General features: G+C 63.3%; 13 protein-coding genes. 9 read left to right on the forward strand and 4 right to left on the reverse strand.

Going from position 1 to position 17,864, the window contains the following annotated elements:
* Positions 1-12: 12 nt before the first annotated feature.
* Positions 13-1,239: an acetylesterase gene (locus HP499_RS08365; RefSeq protein WP_253951473.1), complete on the reverse strand. Its 1,227-nt coding sequence runs from the start codon at positions 1,237-1,239 to the stop codon at positions 13-15.
* 387 nt (positions 1,240-1,626) lie between these two features.
* Here HP499_RS08365 and HP499_RS08370 point away from each other — a divergent pair, with 387 nt between their 5' ends.
* From HP499_RS08370 to HP499_RS08380, 3 genes are all read left to right on the forward strand, one after another.
* Entirely contained in the window at positions 1,627-2,571 is a 945-nt protein-coding gene (locus HP499_RS08370; RefSeq protein WP_172323639.1) for a carbohydrate ABC transporter permease, read from the forward strand.
* Complete coding sequence (locus HP499_RS08375) at positions 2,564-3,502, forward strand: carbohydrate ABC transporter permease (RefSeq protein ID WP_172323640.1); 939 nt, start codon at positions 2,564-2,566, stop codon at positions 3,500-3,502. Before HP499_RS08370 ends, HP499_RS08375 begins: the two co-directional genes overlap by 8 nt.
* A 113-nt stretch (positions 3,503-3,615) precedes the next feature.
* The gene (locus HP499_RS08380) at positions 3,616-4,986 is read left to right on the forward strand and encodes an ABC transporter substrate-binding protein (RefSeq protein ID WP_172323641.1); all 1,371 of its coding nucleotides are present in this window, start codon (positions 3,616-3,618) and stop codon (positions 4,984-4,986) included.
* Positions 4,987-5,062: 76 nt separating this feature from the next.
* Here HP499_RS08380 and HP499_RS08385 read toward each other — a convergent pair whose 3' ends face one another.
* Positions 5,063-7,081: a beta-galactosidase gene (locus HP499_RS08385; RefSeq protein WP_172323642.1), complete on the reverse strand. Its 2,019-nt coding sequence runs from the start codon at positions 7,079-7,081 to the stop codon at positions 5,063-5,065.
* A gap of 218 nt (positions 7,082-7,299) precedes the next feature.
* On the opposite strand from HP499_RS08385, the gene HP499_RS08390 reads away from it, so the two are divergent.
* From HP499_RS08390 to HP499_RS08415, 6 genes are all read left to right on the forward strand, one after another.
* Positions 7,300-8,586 carry an ABC transporter substrate-binding protein gene (locus HP499_RS08390; protein ID WP_172323643.1) on the forward strand — a complete coding sequence of 429 codons (1,287 nt, stop codon included), beginning with the start codon at positions 7,300-7,302 and terminating at the stop codon, positions 8,584-8,586.
* Positions 8,587-8,617: 31 nt separating this feature from the next.
* Positions 8,618-9,568 (forward strand): carbohydrate ABC transporter permease, encoded by a 951-nt coding sequence (locus HP499_RS08395; protein WP_172323644.1) that lies wholly within the window; start codon positions 8,618-8,620, stop codon positions 9,566-9,568.
* On the forward strand, positions 9,565-10,488 hold the full coding sequence (locus HP499_RS08400) for a carbohydrate ABC transporter permease (protein ID WP_172323645.1): 924 nt from the start codon (positions 9,565-9,567) through the stop codon (positions 10,486-10,488). Before HP499_RS08395 ends, HP499_RS08400 begins: the two co-directional genes overlap by 4 nt.
* Positions 10,489-10,508: 20 nt before the next feature.
* Entirely contained in the window at positions 10,509-11,150 is a 642-nt protein-coding gene (locus HP499_RS08405; RefSeq protein ID WP_172323650.1) for a Poxvirus protein I5, read from the forward strand.
* Between the two features lie 104 nt (positions 11,151-11,254).
* Complete coding sequence (locus tag HP499_RS08410) at positions 11,255-12,562, forward strand: MFS transporter (protein WP_172323646.1); 1,308 nt, start codon at positions 11,255-11,257, stop codon at positions 12,560-12,562.
* A gap of 135 nt (positions 12,563-12,697) precedes the next feature.
* A complete protein-coding gene (locus HP499_RS08415) occupies positions 12,698-13,987 on the forward strand; it encodes an ABC transporter substrate-binding protein (RefSeq protein WP_172323647.1) in 1,290 nt (429 codons plus the stop codon).
* A gap of 58 nt (positions 13,988-14,045) precedes the next feature.
* On the opposite strand, the gene HP499_RS08420 is transcribed toward HP499_RS08415, so the two are convergent.
* Positions 14,046-17,237: a family 78 glycoside hydrolase catalytic domain gene (locus HP499_RS08420; RefSeq protein WP_172323648.1), complete on the reverse strand. Its 3,192-nt coding sequence runs from the start codon at positions 17,235-17,237 to the stop codon at positions 14,046-14,048.
* A partial coding sequence (locus HP499_RS08425; RefSeq protein ID WP_172323649.1) for a DUF6807 family protein occupies positions 17,234-17,864 on the reverse strand: 631 nt, incomplete at its 5' end. The genes HP499_RS08425 and HP499_RS08420, both read right to left, overlap by 4 nt.

Genomic DNA, 17,864 nt, shown 5'->3' on the forward strand with positions numbered 1-17,864 from the left:
TTAAGGGCTGAGTCATGAGTCTGTCCTAGCGAGGTCAGGTGTTGGGGAAGGGCCGGGTTGGCTGGGCCGCAGTGCCGCGGCGAGGAATGCTGCGGCCTCCTCCTGCATGGCCCGGGTGAAGACGTGGGGTTCCGGCCACAAACTGCCGGTGTAGCGGGTGGGCATGCGTTCGGTCAGATGCCGGTGGGCCGCGCGCATGCCCTGTTCCGGGAACAGCGGGTCAGCCAGCCCGTATTGGACCAGGACCTTTTCGGCGGCGGAACGGACGGCAAGGTCCGGCCAGTCGCCCAGCCTGGCGAGGCCGGGGGAGTGAAGCAACCAGGAATGGGCGTCGAGGTAGGCGGGCAGCAGGGAATCGAAGGTGGTCATCATGCACGTCACCACATAGCTGCGGATCAGGGGGCTGAGGGCTGCGAGGACCAAGGCGCGCCCGCCACCGCCGGAGAACCCGAGGCAGCCGAGCCGTCCGGAGTCCACGCCGGGGAGCGTTGAAAGGATGCCCAGCGCGGCGAGGTCGTCATGCGCCACGGTTCCGGCCACGCTGCTGCCCAGCAGCGTGGCGGCCTTGGCCACCGTTTCCTCGTGGGCAGCTGCCGCGGCGTCGTAAAGTTCCGCCGGGGAAGGTTCGACGCCGGCCTCCCGCCAGAGTGCCTGCCGTCCGTTGACGGCGGCGGCGGTGCGCCAGGGCGGGGTGTCCAAGCCAAAGCCGCGGCTTCCCCACATGAAGGTGTCGTGGGCCAGTACCGCGAACCCCTGCTGCGCCATCCAGGTGGCCAGTGCCCGGCCGCCGTAGAGCCTTTGCCGTACCTCGGCCGGGATCGGGCCAAAGGGGAGCATCGTCCTGCTGGAGCCGGCTGCGGTGGAGGTGCCGCCGTCGTGATCCTGTTCCTTGTCCGGAAGGGACACAAGCCGTGCCGCTCCGTGGGATTTGACTCCACCATGGCAGTGCAGGGCCAGAATGCCGGGAAGGGGAGCGGTTTCGCCGGCGGGCCGCACGAACCACGCCGATGTCCTGGGGCCGAAGCCGGGTTGCCAGGACAAATGTGAGGTGGTGACGCCGTCACGATCGGCTTCCCAGTGCACTGTGTACTCAAGATCCGGTGTTACGGAAGGAACGCCAAGTGTGTCGGCCAATTGTTGCGCGGCCGGAGAAGCCGCTTCGAAGCGATGGCGCACGGCATAGTCCGGCCAGTCTTCGTAGCGCGCCAGTGCGCTGGGGCGAATGGGCGTCTCTGCCATGTCAGCCGCGCTCATGGCAGTCGCAGGCGGTGGGGAACAATAGTGTCCTGCCTTATTGATGCGTCAAGGGTGTGCGGGGCGCACGCCGGGCGTCTTCAGCGTGGCGAAATCGGATTCAGCAGCTTCATCAGAAAACGCTTTCTCAAAAATTAGCAAAAGGCTGTACATGGGTCAAGAAAACGTTTACTTTGGTACGGAGCCGCTGAAGCCCAGGACCCAAATCCTGGTCCCTCAGGGGAAGCGCCGGAAGATGGGCGCTCCCCGGAAGGCAAGCACCAACCAGACTCGAAGTCCGTGGATGGCCACGATGACCAAAGGAGACCACATGGCCGCTGTACTACACACGGGGACGCCGCAAGGCGTTCGCGGGCCGGCGAGGGGGAAGCGATGAGCGCCATAGGCGAACTCTCAACGATGACCCGCCGCAAGGGCCCCATGACCAAGGAAGAGAAGAAGGCCAACGGCCGCGACAACAAGGCCGCGTACATCTTCCTCCTTCCCTGGCTGATTGGCCTTCTCGCCATCACCGTGGGCCCCATGATGATGTCGTTGTACCTGTCCTTTACGGACTACAACCTCCTGCAGCCCCCGGAATGGGTGGGCTTGGATAACTTCGTCCGCATGTTCGGCGACGCCAGGCTCCACAACTCCCTGGGTGTGACTTTCACGTACGTCCTGGTAGGTGTCCCGCTGCAGCTGGCGGTGGCCCTGATAATTGCCCTGGTCCTGGACAAGGGTCTCCGCGGACTTCCGTTCTACCGGTCCATCTTCTACTTGCCGTCCCTGCTGGGTGGCTCCGTTGCAGTGGCTATCCTGTGGAAGCAGATCTTCGGCACCACTGGCCTGGTCAACCAGGTTTTGGCGATGGTAGGCATAGAGGGCCCGGGCTGGATCTCGGACCCCAACACTGCGCTTGGCTCCATCATCCTGCTCCACGTGTGGACGTTCGGCAGCCCCATGATCATCTTCCTGGCCGGCCTGCGCCAGATCCCCACCATGTACTACGAAGCTGCCGAAGTTGACGGCGCCACCACACTTCAGAAGTTCTGGCGGATCACCCTGCCGATGCTGAGCCCCATCATCTTCTTCAACCTGGTCCTGCAGATCATCGGTTCGTTCCAATCCTTCACCCAGGCGTTCATCGTCTCGGGCGGCAACGGCGGCCCGTCGGACTCCACCATGTTCTTCACCCTGTACCTGTACCAAAAGGGCTTCGGCCAGTTCGATATGGGTTACGCCTCAGCGATGGCCTGGTTCCTGCTGGTCATCATCGGTGCCTTCACCGCCATCAACTTCATCGCTTCAAAGTATTGGGTGTTCTACGATGACTAAACTCCAGACCCTCCCCGCAGCCTCTTCCGACGACGCCAAGGCCGGCAAGTCCGGCAAGGGCCCGCGCCGCCGCGAGTCCCGTGGCAGCCTCGCTTTCAGCCGCAGCGCCCGCATCAAGGGCCTGGTCAAGCACGCCATCCTGATCATTGTGGGCGGTGTGATGATCTACCCGCTGCTGTGGATGGTGGTTTCCTCCCTGCGGCCCAACGACCTCATCTTCCGCGAACCCGGCCTGTGGCTGGAAAACCTGGAGATGAGCAACTACACCGATGGCTGGTCCGCACTGACGCACCCGTTCGGGCACTACATGGTCAACTCGGCGATCGTGGTTCTTGGCTCCATCCTTGGCAACCTGATCTCCTGCTCCATGGCTGCCTACGCGTTCGCCCGCCTGCAGTTCACGGGCAAGAAGATCTTCTTCGGCATCATGCTGCTGACCATCATGCTTCCGTTCCATGTGGTGATCGTGCCGCAGTACATCCTGTTCTCGCAGATCGGCTGGGTGAACACCTTCTGGCCGCTGATTGTGCCCAAGCTCCTGGCCACCGACGCATTCTTCGTGTTCCTGATGGTCCAGTTCATCCGTGGCATTCCCAAGGACCTCGATGAAGCAGCGCGCATCGATGGCGCCGGCCACCCCAGGATCTTCCTCCGCGTCATCCTGCCCCTGATGGTTCCGGCCTTGGCCACCACCACCATCTTCACGTTCATCTGGACGTGGAACGACTTCTTCGGCGCCTTGATCTACCTGACGGATCCGGACATGTTCACCGTCCCCGTGGCGCTCCGGGCTTTCGTTGATTCGCAGTCGGCAACCAGCTGGGGATCCCTCTTCGCGATGTCCATTGTGTCCCTGCTCCCCGTCTTCCTGGTGTTCCTGTTCGGGCAGCGCTTCCTCATCAAGGGCATCGCCACCACCGGCATCAAATAAGACAACTAGAACAAGTTCGTCTCTTGTAATACAAGATTGTGACTTGTATCATAATTCCAACGGGAAAACGCTTTCTCAGTTCGCATCGAGATCAAAGAAGATCGGAGACAACAGTGCCGGAAAATCCAAAGGGTGAAGCAGTCGCCCCCGCGACTGCCTCGAAAACCCGTGTAGCAGCGCCCAAAGCCAAGCGCAGGCTTCGTGCCTCCGCCCTCGTTGCGGCAACAGCCGCCGCCGTCCTCGCCCTCACCGCTTGTGGTGGCGGCGGCGGATCGGAAGCGAAGAGCGCCGATGGCAAAGTGGAGCTCCGCTTCTCATGGTGGGGCGGGGACAAGCGTGCACAACTGACGCAGGAAGCAATCGCCGCCTTTGAAGCGGAAAACCCCAACATCAAGATCAAGCCGGAGTATGGCGACTGGAGTGGCTACTGGGACAAACTGGCCACCCAGGTTGCCGCCAACGACGCCCCGGACATCATTCAGATGGACGAAAAGTACATCACCGAATACTCCAGCCGTGGCGCTCTGCTGGACCTTTCCAAGCACGACATCGACACCTCCAAGCTCGATGAAGCGGCGTTGAACGCCGGCAAGGGCGAGGACGGGCTCACCGGCATCGCGGCGGGCATCAACGCCGCCACCATCCTCGCCAACCCGGCGGTCTTCCAGGCTGCGGGCGTACCGCTTCCTGACGACAAGACCTGGACGTGGGAAGACTTCGAACGCATCGCGGCCGAGGTTACGGCCAAGTCCCCGAAGGGAACCTACGGCGCGGCTGCATACGGAACGGATGAAGCCTCCCTTGGTGTATGGCTGCGACAGAACGGCAAGTCGCTGTACACGCAGGACGGCAAGCTTGGCTTCGAGCCCTCGGACATCAAGGGCTACTGGGAATTCCTGAAGCAGATGAGCGAGAACAAGGCAGTGCCCACGGCCTCGGAAATCGTCGAAGCTGAAGCTGCCCCGCTGGATCAGAGTGGTCTGGCCACCGGCAAGAACGGCATGGCCTTCTGGTGGTCCAACCAGCTTCCGGCTCTTGAGAAGGCTGCCGGCGGCGAGTTGCAGATCCTCCGCTTCCCGTCCAAGACCGGCAAGGCTGAAGACGCCGGGCTCTGGTACAAAGCCTCGCAGTTCTGGTCCGCTTCCTCCCGGACCAAGCACCCTGAAGAGGCGGCCAAGTTCATCAACTTCCTCGCCAACAACGTCAAGGCCGGCGAGGTCCTCCTTGCGGACCGCGGCGTCTACCCCAACTCGGAGGTCCGCGAGGCAATTGCTCCCAAGCTGGCCAAGGCAGACGTGAAGGTGGTGGACTTCATCGGCGCCATCAAGGAAGAGCTTGGGGAGGCTCCGGCAGCTCCGCCGAAGGGCGCCGGTGCCATCCAGGAAATCATCAAGCGCTACACCTCCGAGGTCATGTTCAACAGGCTCTCGGCGGAAGAAGCAGGCAAGAAGGCTGTGGACGAAATGAAGTCAGCCATCAGCTAGCTTCGCCCGGCAACAACAACCGCGCCCCGGATTGGTCCGTAAGGATCAAACCGGGGCGCGGTTTTTTGTGTGCGGGTCAGTCTTCGGCGATGACGGCCACGGCTCCGGCGGGAACAACGCCAGTGAAGCGCGCACCGCTCAGCAGTTCGTCGCCGTCGGCCTTGACCGGGGCATCCTCACGGCTGTGGTTGATGGCGAACAGGAACGTGCGGCCGTCGTCGGCGCGCCTGCGGGAAAGTTCGACGCCGGCAGTCGCCTCGGTGACGGCACTTACCCCTGCTTCCGCCACGAGCCGGGCGGTCAGGGCGTCGATGCCGGCCGCGTCCGGAAGCGTGGCCAAATACCAGGCCGAACCGTTGCCGACGGATCGGCGCGTCAGGGCCGGAACGCCGTCGAGCGGGTAGTCGGTGAAGGTCGCAAGAACCTCCGTACCTTCTTCAGCGCGGACGTGCTCGCTCCACACGGTGCCCACCGTTCCATCACTCAACGTGACCGAGGTGCCCGGGAACAGGGGATGGAATTCCTCGCTTCGGATCCCCAGCAAGTCCCGGAAAGCACCCGGGTAGCCGCCCAGCCGGACATGGTCCCGCTCGTCGACGATGCCACTGAAATAGGTGATGAGGACTGTGGCCCCGGCTTCCGCTGCCGCCGCGATCGAGGCAGCCGCGGTGTCCGTGACGGAGTACAGGGTGCACGCCAGGATCAGGTCGTAACCGGAGAGATCGCCGGTGGGATGAACAAAATCCGCAGTGATTCCGCGCAGGTACAGTGCGCGGTGGAAGGCGCGCATGGTGTCGAGGTATTTCAACGAATTGTTGGGGTGTGAGTCCAGCTCCGAGGCCCACCAGGCTTCGTAGTCGAAGACCACTGCAACCCTGGATTCCACGCGGGATCCTTTCACGGGTTCCAGTTTGGACAACGCCTCGCCCAGGTCCACCACGTTGCGCCACACCTGCGTGTCGCGGCCGCCGTGGGGAACCATCGCCGAGTGGAACTTCTCCGAGCCAGCCTTGCTTTGCCGCCACTGGAAGAACATCACGGCATCGGCGCCGCGGGCAACGTGGGCCAGGGAGTTCCGGAGCATTTCGCCGGGCATTTTAGGCTGGTTGTGGGGTTGCCAGTTGACCGCCGAGGTGGAGTGTTCCATGAGGATCCATGGCTGGCCTCCTGCTACGCCACGGGTGAGGTCGGCGCTGAAGGCGAGTTCAATTTCGCGCTCCGGGTCTGCGGCCACGAGGTAGTGATCGTTGGCGATCACGTCCATGTCCTTGGACCAGTCGAAGTAGTCCAGGGCCTTGGTAGCACTGGAGACCATGAAGTTGGTGGTTGCCGGAACATTGGGGGTGACCTCGCGGATCACCGCCAGCAGTTCGCGGTAGTAGTCCATGAACACCCACGAGTTGAAGCGGGCAAAGTCCAGTTGCTGGCCTGGGTTCAGTGTGGTGGGAGCCGCTCCCGGCGGGATGATTTCCTCGAAGGAAGCGTAGTGCTGGGACCAGAACGCTGTTCCCCAGGCGTCGTTGAGGGCCTCGATGGTGCCGTAGCGGCGTTCCAGCCAAGCCCGGAAAGCGGCAGCATCTTCCTCGCCGTAAAACTCCCCAACATGGCAGCCAAGCTCGTTGTCCACATGCCACAGCGCCAAGGCGGGGTGGTCTTTATAGCGTTCGGCGATCACACGCGTCATGGTAGTGGCGTACCTGCGGTAGACAGCCGACGACGGCGTGTAGTGGCGTCGGGAGCCCCGCTCCAGCCGCACTCCTTCCGCGGTGACGGGCAGGATTTCGGGGTGTTTGCGGGCCAGCCAGGCCGGGGGAGAAGCGGTGGCCGTGGCAAGAGCCACCTTGATCCCGGCTCCATGGAGGTTGTCCAAAACATCGTCCAGCCAGCCGAAATCATAGGTGCCTTCGGTGGGCTCGAGGAGGCCCCAGGAGAAGATGGCGACGCTCAGGAAGTTCACGCCGGCCTCCTTCATCAGCTCGATGTCTTCGACGCGGATGTCTTCAGGCCACTGCTCGGGGTTATAGTCCCCGCCGTAAGCGAGGCCGTCGATGGCGTTCCAGACAGGAGGCCTGCTGGTGTTTTCGGGGAAGGTCAAAGGGACTCCTTGGTCGTGGTGGCGGGGTCAGTCTCGGCTGGGGTCGGAGGCCATGCAAGCAGCCTAGCCGTGAAACAGGCGGGAAGCAGCTTCCTTGGAAAACGCTTGCCCAGATTCACAATTAGGGATATTGTATCGATTCAGAACGAGTGTAAGCGAGATCACTGCCACGTTGTAGAGACCTCGGAAGCTTGCACCAACTGAGCAAGGAGGCTCTCATGATTGATAGAAGGAAATTCCTCGGAACAGTGGCACTCGGCACCGCATCTGCCGCGTTCCTGGCTGCCTGTGGCCAGTCCTCTTCCCCGGCCCAAACCGGCTCCGCGGACAACCCCGTCACCATCACCTACACCTGGTGGGGCAACGACGACCGTGCGGAACGTACCCGCAAGGCCATTGCCCTGTTTGAATCCAAGAACCCGGACATCAAGGTCAACGGCAACTTCTCGGATTTCGCCGGGTACTGGCAGAAGCGCGCTACCGAAGCTGCCGGTGGCGGACTTCCGGACGTCATGCAGTGGGACCTGTCCTACCTGCGCGACTACGGCCAGCGCAACCAGCTCCTTGACCTGGGCACCGTGAAGATCAATACGGACGCCTTCGAAAAGTCGCTTCTTCCCTCGGGCCAGATCCGGGGCAAGACCTACGGCATTCCCACCAGCACCAACGCTTTCGCGGTTTACTACGATCCCGCCAAGCTCGCCTCCCTGGGCATCGCCGAGCCGGATGGCTCCTGGAACTATAAGGAATTCAACGCCTTCCTTACCGAGGTGGGCCAGAAGGGCAACGGCACGTTGTTCGGCAGCACCGACTACACCGGAGTGTGGTGGATGTTCAACATCTGGCTGCGCCAGAACAACATCCAGGCCTTTACCGAGGACGGAAAGCTGGGCTTCACCAAGGATGACCTGAAGAAGTGGCTGAACATGACCTCGGAGCTGCGCGGCACCGGAGCCATTGTGGGCGAGGACAAGGTAACGCAGTTGCTGCCCAAGTCCCCGTTCGGTTCCAACGTCACTGCAACCGAGGTCACGTGGGATAACTTCATGGCCGGCTACCTCGCGGACAGCGGCGCCAAGGACCTCAAGCTGGTTCCCGTCCCCTCGGATGATCCGGACAACCTGGGCCTGTTCCTTAAGCCCTCCATGCTGATGGTGGCCAGCGCCAAGACCAAGAACAAGGACGCTGCAGCGCGGTTCATCGACTTCATGGTCAACGATCCCGAGGTGGGCCAGATCTTCAAGACCTCCCGCGGGGTCCCGGCGTCGAAGACCCAGCGTGACGGAACCACCTTCGAGGGCACCGACAAACTGGTGGTGGACTACGAGAAGTCCATTGAGAAATACCTCAAGGATGCCCCGGAGCCGCCCATTGTTGGCTTCGGCACACTGGAATCAACGTTCAAGCGCGTTGCCCAGGACCTGAACTACGGCAAGCTCACCGTGGACGGCGCCGCTGATGCGTGGTTCAAGGAAGCCGAAGACCTTATCAAGCAGAACGCCTGATTCAGGCTTTCATGACTGACGGACGATTCTCGTGACGCAAAGCCCAACCTTGAGCAGGCGCGCCGCCTCCGCTCCCTCGCAGCCGCGTAAATCGCGGCGGCGGGGGGCGGACACCCGCGCCGGATACACCTTCCTGCTGCCGTGGCTGCTGGGATTCATCGCCCTGACCGTTGGGCCGATGATCTCTTCGCTGTACCTTTCCTTCACCAACTACAACTTGTTCGATGCCCCCAAGTGGATTGGCCTGGACAACTACACGTCCCTCTTCCAGGACGAGCGGTTCCTGCAGTCCGTGGGCGTGACCATGCAGTACGTGGTCTTTGGTACCCCGCTGAAGCTGGCGGCGGCGTTGGCGATCGCGATGTTGCTCAACAGCAAGCGCAAGGGCCAGGGCTTCTACCGGTCCGCGTTCTACGCCCCGTCACTGATCGGCGCTTCGGTGTCCATCGCCATCGTATGGAAGGCCATGTTCGGTGATTCCGGTCCCGTAGACCAGGGCCTGTCCTTCTTCGGGATCAACCTGGGCGGTTGGGTGGGTAACCCCAACATGACCATGGGCATGATGATCCTGCTGACCGTCTGGCAGTTCGGTGCCCCGATGGTGATCTTCCTGGCCGGCCTCAAGCAGATCCCGGTGGACCTCTACGAGGCAGCCTCGATGGACGGTGCCGGCCCGGTCCGGAAGTTCATGAACATCACCTGGCCCATGCTCTCCCCGGTGATCTTCTTCAACCTGCTGATGGAAACCATCCACGCGTTCCAGATCTTCGCTTCGGCCTACATCATCTCCAACGGTGAAGGCGGCCCGGCAGGCTCCACCCTCTTCTACACCCTCTACCTGTACTTGCGCGGTTTCTCCGATTTCCGGATGGGCTACGCCTCGGCGATGGCCTGGCTCCTGGTGATCGTGGTCGGCATCATCACGCTGATCTTCTTCAAGACCTCCAAGTCCTGGGTCCACTACAGCGGTGATTCGAAATGACAACCATGGCAACCCCCACCCAGCCCGCTCCCACCAAACCCCCAGCGGCGCAGGTCTATAACCCCAAGTCCGAGTCAACCGCGGTCAAGCGGATCAAGAGCACCATCTTCCACGTCGTTGCCCTGGCACTGGTGGCGATGGTCCTCTACCCGGCGCTGTGGATGATCTCGGCATCGTTCAAGCCGAACTCCGAGATCGGCGGTGCCAACAACGCACTGTTGTCCGCCAACTTCAGTTTCGATAACTTCATCACGGCCATGGAAGGCATCGGCGGGGTCTCCACCCTGACGTTCTTCACCAACTCACTGATCCTGGCCGTCGGAGCAGTGGTGGGAACCGTCCTCTCGGCATCCATCTCCGCGTATGCCTTCGCCCGGATCAACTTCCCCGGACGTGGATTGTTCTTCGGCATGATGATCGCCACCTTGCTCCTGCCTTTCCACGTGGTGATCATCCCGCAGTACATCGTGTTCCAGCAGCTTGGCCTGGTGGACACCTACGTGCCGCTGTTGATCGGCAAGTTCCTCGCCGCCGATGCGTTCTTCGTCTTCCTCATGGTCCAGTTCATGCGCGGCCTCCCGGCTGAACTGGATGAGGCGGCCCGCATCGATGGCGCCGGGCACGTGAGGATCTTTGGATCCATCATGCTCCCCCTGATGAAGCCTGCCCTGATCTCCACGTCGATCTTCTCCTTCATCTGGAGCTGGAACGACTTCCTGGGCCCGCTGCTGTACCTGAACACCCCGGAAAAGTACCCGCTTCCCTTGGCGTTGCGGCTCTTCGTGGACCAGACCCAGAGCTCGGACTACGGAGCCATGATCGCCATGTCCGTCCTGGCCCTCCTGCCCGTACTGGTCTTCTTCCTGGTCTTCCAGCGCTACATCGTCGAAGGCGTTTCGACGCAGGGCCTCAAGGGCTAAGGACAAAGAGAATGAGCACAATGAACGCCGCAGGCAAGTCGTCGCCGAAGCCCGGCATCCCGGTCAACCGCTTCGCCCTCTTCGCTGAGACCATCCTGGCGGGGGTCATCGTGCTCCTCCTCTCCGTCCCCTTGGTGACGGCGCCGGCTGCCTATGCGGCCGGCGTCGCGCACTTGGAAAGGCACCTCAGCGGACGGGATGATTCCCTCCGCAGCTTGTGGGGCAATTTCCGTCGTGCGCTTCCCGGCAGTTGGAAGCTGGGAATCACGACGACGGTAGCCGCCGTCGTGATTGTCCTGAACCTGTTGCTCGCCCTGGTGGGTCAACTGCCCGGGCGCGCCATGATCCTGCCGGCCACACTGATCCTGGCTGCAGCCGGGGCCATCCTCCTGCTCCGCACCGCCGGCAACTGGAGCGGCAGCGTCACTTGGGACGGCGATGCCGACCACCAGCCTGCCGAGGTACCAGGCCCCGAACGTTGGGCTGCAGCCTATTCGCAAGCCAAAGCCGATTCTGTGCGCGATTGGACGGGTTCCTTGCTGCTGCTCGCGGCACTCTTCATGACGGTGGTCTTCGTGTGGATGCTGCAGGCACTGTTCGTGATCGTTCCCGGGACCCTGGTCCTGGCGGCGGCTGCCATCAAGATCCGCTCCCACCGTTGAGTTTTTGTACAGCTAATGCCCTTTAGGAGCCTCCTTAAGGGCATTAGCTGTACAAAAACTCCATAAGAAACCGACCCAACCCGCTGAATCGAGCAGTCCACTCCGTGTCGCCGCGCCCGTTCCCCCTGCGCCCCCAATCCGCTAAATCCACCAAGTCCACCAAACCCGCTCCACGGGACGGCTCCACCGAAACCTGGCATTATCCGCTCCGGCACCACAATTACCGGATCTTCGTGGCCCTCTCCTTGGTGGGGAGCGGCGGTGTGTGGATGCAACGGCTGGCCCAGGACTGGCTGGTTCTCCAACTCACGGGGAGCCCCGCCGCCGTGGGCCTGGCCGTTGCACTCCAGTTCCTGCCCATGCTGGTGGTGGGGCCTCTCTCCGGCGTGCTGGTGGATCTTTTCCCCAAGCGCCGCATCCTCCTGGCCTGCCAGGCGGTTGCGGCGTTGCTGGCAGCTGGACTCGCGGTGTGGAATGCCATGGGCGGCACCGACGTCTGGGTTGTCTACGCCTCCTGCATTGCCCTGGGCATCACCAGCGCCATTGACGGCCCTGCCCGGCAAGTGTTCGTCAATGAGGTTGTGGGCGATTCCGGCCTTCCTGCCGCCATCGGGTTGAACAGTGCGGTGGCCCAGCTCGGTGCCATGGCCGGTCCCGCGCTTGCCGGGGTGGTCATTGCCCAGGCCGGTCCTGCAGCTGCGTTCGCGGCCAACGCCGGCATTGGCGCAGCAGTGATGGTCATGATCGTCTCCATCAGGCCAGGTGAGCTGCACCACTCGCCCGAGGTCCGTGGGAAGGAACCGCGGCGTGGCCAGATCCTTGCCGGGTTCCGCTTTGTCCGCGAGCGGCCACCCCTGCTGTTGACCATGCTGCTGGCGGGTTTGCTGGGCGCTTTCGGCATGAACGGCCCGGTTGTCCTGGCTGCCTTCGCGGACAGGGTCTGGCACAGTGGTCCCGCCGGTTTCGGCCTGTTCAATACTGTCAGCGCTTTGGGCGCGCTGGTGGGCGCATTGGTGGCAACCCGGATCAAGCGGTTCGGTCGGAAGGGGATCGTGGCCAGCGCCGGGCTCTTCGGGCTGACGCAACTGCTGGCAGCCTTGATGCCCACGCAGGAGTGGTTCGTGGTGATGCTCATTGTGGTGGGCTTCATGACGTTGCTGTTCCTGACCAGTGCTGCCACCGCCGTTCAGCTGGAAGCCGGGGCCAGCGTTCGCGGCAGGGTGCTGGCCCTGTACTTCCCGTTGCTCTTGGGTGGCCACGCGCTGGGTGGTTTGTTGGCGGGATGGCTGACGGAGGACTTTGGCGTCAGGGCAGGACTGGTGGTTACCGGTGCGCTCGGCATGGCGTCGGCAGCTGTCATTGGGTTCCTGCTGTGGCGGTATTCGGTGCGGCGTGCCCGCACCGTGGCCTGAGCGCTTTTGTTATAAGTGATAGCTCAAACAAACAAAAACTCCCTTGACTGGTGAGGTGCGTCACACCTAGGCTGAGAAAGCGTTTTCTCCGACGTGCATCTGCAAGAGCCCACCCTGCCCAGACAAGGACCCCAGATGTCGATTCGTGCAACAAAGAAGTTCGCGCTCAAAGCTGCAGCCGCCGCGGCCGTTGTAGCCATCACCATGACCGGATGCGGCAGCTCGCCGCAGGCCGCCTCCGATGGAACAGTCACCCTGCGCTTCAGCTGGTGGGGTTCGGATGTCCGCCACAAAATGACCCAAAAACTCATCGATGCTTTCGAAGCAGAGAACCCCACCATCAAAGTCAAAGGCGAATACGGCGACTGGTCCGGGTACTGGGACAAGCTCGCCACCCAGGTGGCCTCCCAGGACGCACCGGACATCATTCAAATGGACGCCGCCTACCTGGGCGAATACGCAGAACGCGGCGCCCTTTTGGAGCTCAAGGACGTAGACCTGGGGAAGTTCGATTCCGCCGTGGCGGATGCCGGCAAGGTGGATGGAAAACAGTATGCCGTCACGGCAGGGGTCAACGCCCAAGTGGTCCTGGCCAACCCCTCACTCCTGACGGCAAGCGGTGTGACCTTGCCCGATGACAAAACGTGGACCTGGGACGAATACAACAAAACTGCGGCTGCCATCACCGAGGGCAGCAAAAGTGGGGTGTACGGCTCCGGAGCTGTCAGCGGCGACGCCCCCATGAATCTCTGGTTCCGCCAACACGGCAAGTCGCTGTTCACTTCGGATGGCAAGTTCGGCTTTGACGAGGCGGACCTGACCGGGTGGTACGAATACCAGGCCGAACTCCGCGATTCCAAGGCTGTGCCGCCCGCCTCGGTGATGACTGAGGACGCCACCGCCTCGGTGGACCAGCAGGGCTTGGCCACCAACAGGTTCGGGCTCGCCTGGTATTGGTCCAACCAGCTAAGCGCCCTCACCAAGGCCTCGGGCCAGCCGCTGGAGATCCACCGGCCGCCGAGCACGGACGGCAGCGCGGCCAGTGCCAAGCAGTTCTACAAGTCCTCACAGTTCTGGTCCGCCAGCTCCCGCACCAAGCACCCGGCCGAAGCCCAGAAACTCATCGACTTCCTGGCCAACAATGTGGAGGCCGGAGAAATAGCCCTCGCGGACCGCGGTATCCCGGGTAATTCGGAGGTCCGTGCTGCTGTCCTTCCCAAGTTGACCCCCGAAGACGCCGTTACGGCCAAGTTCATCGACGAGATCTCCTCCGAATTGGGAGACGCCGTCCCGGTGCCGCCGGCAGGTTCCAGCTCCGCCGTCGAGGCTTTTGGGCGATACGGCCTGGAGGTGCACTTCAACCGGATGTCACCGGCAGACGCCGCCAAGAAAGCCATGGACGAGGCCAGGAGCGCGCTGGGTTAGCCCTTGTCCGGTCCCGCGAGACGGCACTTAAACCCAATGCTTCCTGGAAACATGGGTGTTAACTGCCGTCTCGCGGGCCGAACGTCCAGGTTCCAGGCCCTGCCGCTACTGTTCGGTCCGGAAGCACCACTTGGGCAGCTACGCCCGCAGGAATGGTGCAGTCCACCTCCATGCCATCGGCCGTCCGTCGCCAGGAAACGGCAACCACTCCGCGCTGGGTAGGTACACTCCCGGCAGCATGTTCCAGCCGGCACACCGGCGGTTGAATCACGACGCCGGACGCTCCCGGAGCGGTCACCCGGACACCGAGGAGGTACTCAAGGATCTCCTGGACAACCGAGGCGGACCAGGCGTGGGACTGGCTGTAGTCAGTGCCTTCCTCGAGTTCCCAGGCCTCCCAGGTGAAGGATCCGCCGGCTTCCAGCAAGCGTGCCCAGCCGGGCTGGGTGGCATCCGTCAGGAGATCCAGCACGCTGTCCACCCGGCCCTGGGAAAGCAAAGCACGGAGCAGCCGGTGCACCGTCATGGGACCCTGCCGCATTCCCATCCCGGCAATGCGTTCGGCGTCCTTGCCAGCGTGAGCGGCAGGGGTGATGCCCAGTGACAAGGGGAATGAGGTTGCATGTTGTGATGCGTTCAGGCTTGGCCGGCCGTCGGCGTACAGGCCGTCCACCATCACACCGTCCACGCGCAGCCGGGCGTTGATGCGCTCCGCCAGTTGATCCGCCGCTTCCCTGTAGCGTGCCGCCGCCGATTCAAGGCCCGTAGCCCCGCAGAGCCGGCTGACGGCGTCGAGCACTGACCAGCCCTGGGCGTTCACGGTGGTGCGGGCCACGCAGTCCATGTCGTACCCGAAACGGCCCGGCGCCGGCCAGTCCACGATGCCGTGCAGGTACGGACCCGCGCCGCCGCCGAGGTCCGTGACCAGCCCGGCCGTAGTGCCGCTTCCGGGAATGTGCCGCAGCACGTAATCGGCCGTGTCCATGAGCCGGGGGAGCAGTTCCTGGACCAGCGCGGTATCCCCGCTGAGCCGGTGGTAGTCCTCCACCCATTCGGGCATCATGAGCGAGAAATCCGGGATGTCGCGCTTGCCGTCGCCGTTGGGGTAGACGGCGTTGTAACGGCCACGCTCCCCGGGTGAATCCCAGTAGCGCCGCGCAGATCCTGCGAACTCGCGCAGCGCCTTGGCCGTGAAGTGCCGTTCTCCGAACAACGCCATGGTGGCGTACGAGATATTCACCGCGTCACCCAGGAACTGGCCTTTCTCCCGGGTGGGCGTGTCCACGAACTGCTCCTGCACGCCGAACAACGCAGAGTCCCGGAGGAGGGTGAAGACACGGTTCAGGGTCTCATCGGAGCTGTGGAAGCTGCCCTCGGCGGGGTGCTCGGCATGGATAATCGTGGCCCCCACACTGCCGAGGTCCTGGAGGTGAACGCCTGGAAATTCGAGGTAGCGGAACCCCAAATGCACCGACGCCGCGTAGCGCTGTGGTCCATCCTTTTGCGTGTAGGGGAACGCCATGTCCGTGTTCTGACTGGCGGTTTTCCCCTTGTCCACGCGGCCATCCGGTTGCAGGGTGTACCCCGCGCGGAGCATCACGGTCCGCCCGTGATGGCCTTGGCGGAACTCCACCACCGGGCGCCCTGGAATCACTCGGCCGAAGTCCGCTACCGGGGTGCCGTCGTCGGCAGTGAAAAGCTCGACGACGGGGGCATGGTTTCGCGCGACGCCGGCGTAGTTCGGGGTCAGCACGGGGAAGTCGGCTACGGGGTGGGCTCCGAGCGAAACCGCCGGGTGCCAGTCCTCCGGAGCCGGCCATGCCGTGGCATCGAAGTGTTCGATGGGGTCGCCCTCGTCGTTGCGGTATCCGCTCTGCCGGTAGGGCCCCTCGGCCACCAACCACCCGGGTCCGGAGCCGAACACGTCCCGCGTGCCGTCGTCGTACTCCACCGTCAACTGGGCCAGCAGCCCCGGCCTGCCCGCCGCACGTCCCTGGCCCGGACCGTACCAATGCGCGATGGCGGTCACAGCGGCGGTGTTGCTGGAACGCAGTGCGTCCGTGACGTCCGCGGCGTTGTAGAAGTGCTCACCCGGGTATCCGAAATTGGTGGTCTCCAGGCAAGGGCTGCTGTTGAGGCTGAACGCAGCGTGGTGGCTGGCTGCAGCATAGAGGCGGGCCCGGACGACGGGGCGCCTGAGGCTGAAGGTGGCCTTGGCGAGGGTCCACTCATCGGGCTGGCGGAGAGGGGTGCTGGAGTTCCAACCGCTAAGGGCACCGGGGGCGGTGAAGTCGCTGCTGAGGAGGGTCTTTCCGTCACGGCTGACGCTCAAGGAGAAGTATTCTGCTTGGCTGCGGGGTGCTTGGTGGAACGCGATGCCCGTGCCGGTGCTTGTTCCGGTGCTGGGCGCAACGTCCGCCTCCAGGACTGTGGTGCCGTCAATGCTGACAGTGATACGCCGGCTGTCATCGGTGACCACCAGGTCCTGCCAACCGTTGTGGGGAATCGCGCCGGAACGGGATGCGGCGGTTGCCTCAAAGGCCGGGGTCTGGGCCAGCGCTTCGGTGGGCGGAGCGGACATGGCCCCGATTTCCCAAAGGGGAGCGGGACGAAGCACAGCCGAACCGTTGTCTTTGATCTCCAGGAGCAGTCCTGTGCCGGGCCCATCACTGCGCAGGAGGATCCCGGCAGTACCAAGACGCAACCGTAAGCGGGCTGTCATGACCATGCTGCCGCCGGCTGACACAGGCCACGGAAGGTGGGGCGAACCGCTCACTCGCAGCAGCCCCTCCACTTGTTCCAAAGGCGCACGGCCTCCGGGGTTCCGATGGATCCACTCGGCGTCCCAGCCGCTGGTTGTCGACTCGGGCAGTCCTGCCGAAGCGAAAAGCCCTGTGCTGAAACTTGCCGGGGTGCTCTGTTCACCCACGGCGCCCGTGGAGTCAGTGAGCTGGACGGTCCACTGATAGTCGGTATCGGGGCTGAGGGTGGGACCCGGTCCGGGGCCTGTGGAGGAGTCATGGTGCTGCTGGTCCGTGACGATGGGGCCGGAATCCCATACTTCCGTTCCGGCCGTGTCCAGCACCCGGAGGCGGTAGGCGCCTTGGAAACATTGCCCGGCACCTGCGGAAGGACCGGCGTCCAGGAGCCACCCGAATTTTGGCTGCGCCGGGGCCATGATGCACCGGTCCAGCCCCTCCACCGTGAGGCTGGTTGCGAGCAGTGGAGATGCGGGGGCCGCGGAATTCATCGAGCCGCCACCAGGTCCTCGATCTCAGGGATGTCCAGTGTCCCGTCGCTGATCCACACGGTCACGGAACGGGAGAGGGACTCGCCTGCAGCCATCGCCACCGGCGCATCCCAAGCAAGCGCCGAGCCGACAGCCGGGTAGTCGCTGCACCGCACAAACCATGGATCCGGCGACTCCGAAGGTGCGGCAAAAACCAGCGTTGCGGGGCCGCCGTCGAACTCTCCGGTCCAAGCCAGCCACGGCGTCACTGAGCCGTGTACGGTGGGTTCGCCTTCGGCTGTGGAGGAGAAGACGCGCGGAGCTGTGTTGACAGGCAGCCGCCAAAAGAAACCGCCGTACCCGCTGCCGGCTGCGCCGTGGGAGCCGGGACTTTCCAGCAAGGCATCCACGACGGCGGTGAGTTCAGTGGTGATGTCCAGTCGCCACGTGCGCTGGTTGAGCAGCGAACGGCGGAAAGTGCGTCGTTCTTCAAGGAGCAATCCGCCATCGGCACCCAGCCATTGGAGGTCCGCGGTGGAGTGCTCCGAGCCCTGGGTGATTCCTGCGATGTCGATCCTGCCGTGATCATCCAGGTCAACATACTTTCCAGCGGAACGTCGGTAGCTGCGGCCGCCCCAGAAGTTGCTG

The sequence above is a fragment of the Paenarthrobacter sp. CM16 genome (assembly GCF_013179505.1).
Taxonomy (GTDB): domain Bacteria; phylum Actinomycetota; class Actinomycetes; order Actinomycetales; family Micrococcaceae; genus Arthrobacter.

What these genes read in the sequence shown, in the direction of transcription:
- HP499_RS08420 (WP_172323648.1), bottom strand. Translation starts at nt 17,237, where the DNA reads ATGAATTCCGCGGCCCCCGCATCTCCACTGCTCGCAACCAGCCTCACG.
- HP499_RS08370 (WP_172323639.1), top strand. Translation starts at nt 1,627, where the DNA reads ATGAGCGCCATAGGCGAACTCTCAACGATGACCCGCCGCAAGGGCCCC.
- HP499_RS08390 (WP_172323643.1), top strand. Translation starts at nt 7,300, where the DNA reads ATGATTGATAGAAGGAAATTCCTCGGAACAGTGGCACTCGGCACCGCA.
- HP499_RS08415 (WP_172323647.1), top strand. Translation starts at nt 12,698, where the DNA reads ATGTCGATTCGTGCAACAAAGAAGTTCGCGCTCAAAGCTGCAGCCGCC.
- HP499_RS08365 (WP_253951473.1), bottom strand. Translation starts at nt 1,239, where the DNA reads ATGGCAGAGACGCCCATTCGCCCCAGCGCACTGGCGCGCTACGAAGAC.
- HP499_RS08400 (WP_172323645.1), top strand. Translation starts at nt 9,565, where the DNA reads ATGACAACCATGGCAACCCCCACCCAGCCCGCTCCCACCAAACCCCCA.
- HP499_RS08375 (WP_172323640.1), top strand. Translation starts at nt 2,564, where the DNA reads ATGACTAAACTCCAGACCCTCCCCGCAGCCTCTTCCGACGACGCCAAG.
- HP499_RS08405 (WP_172323650.1), top strand. Translation starts at nt 10,509, where the DNA reads ATGAACGCCGCAGGCAAGTCGTCGCCGAAGCCCGGCATCCCGGTCAAC.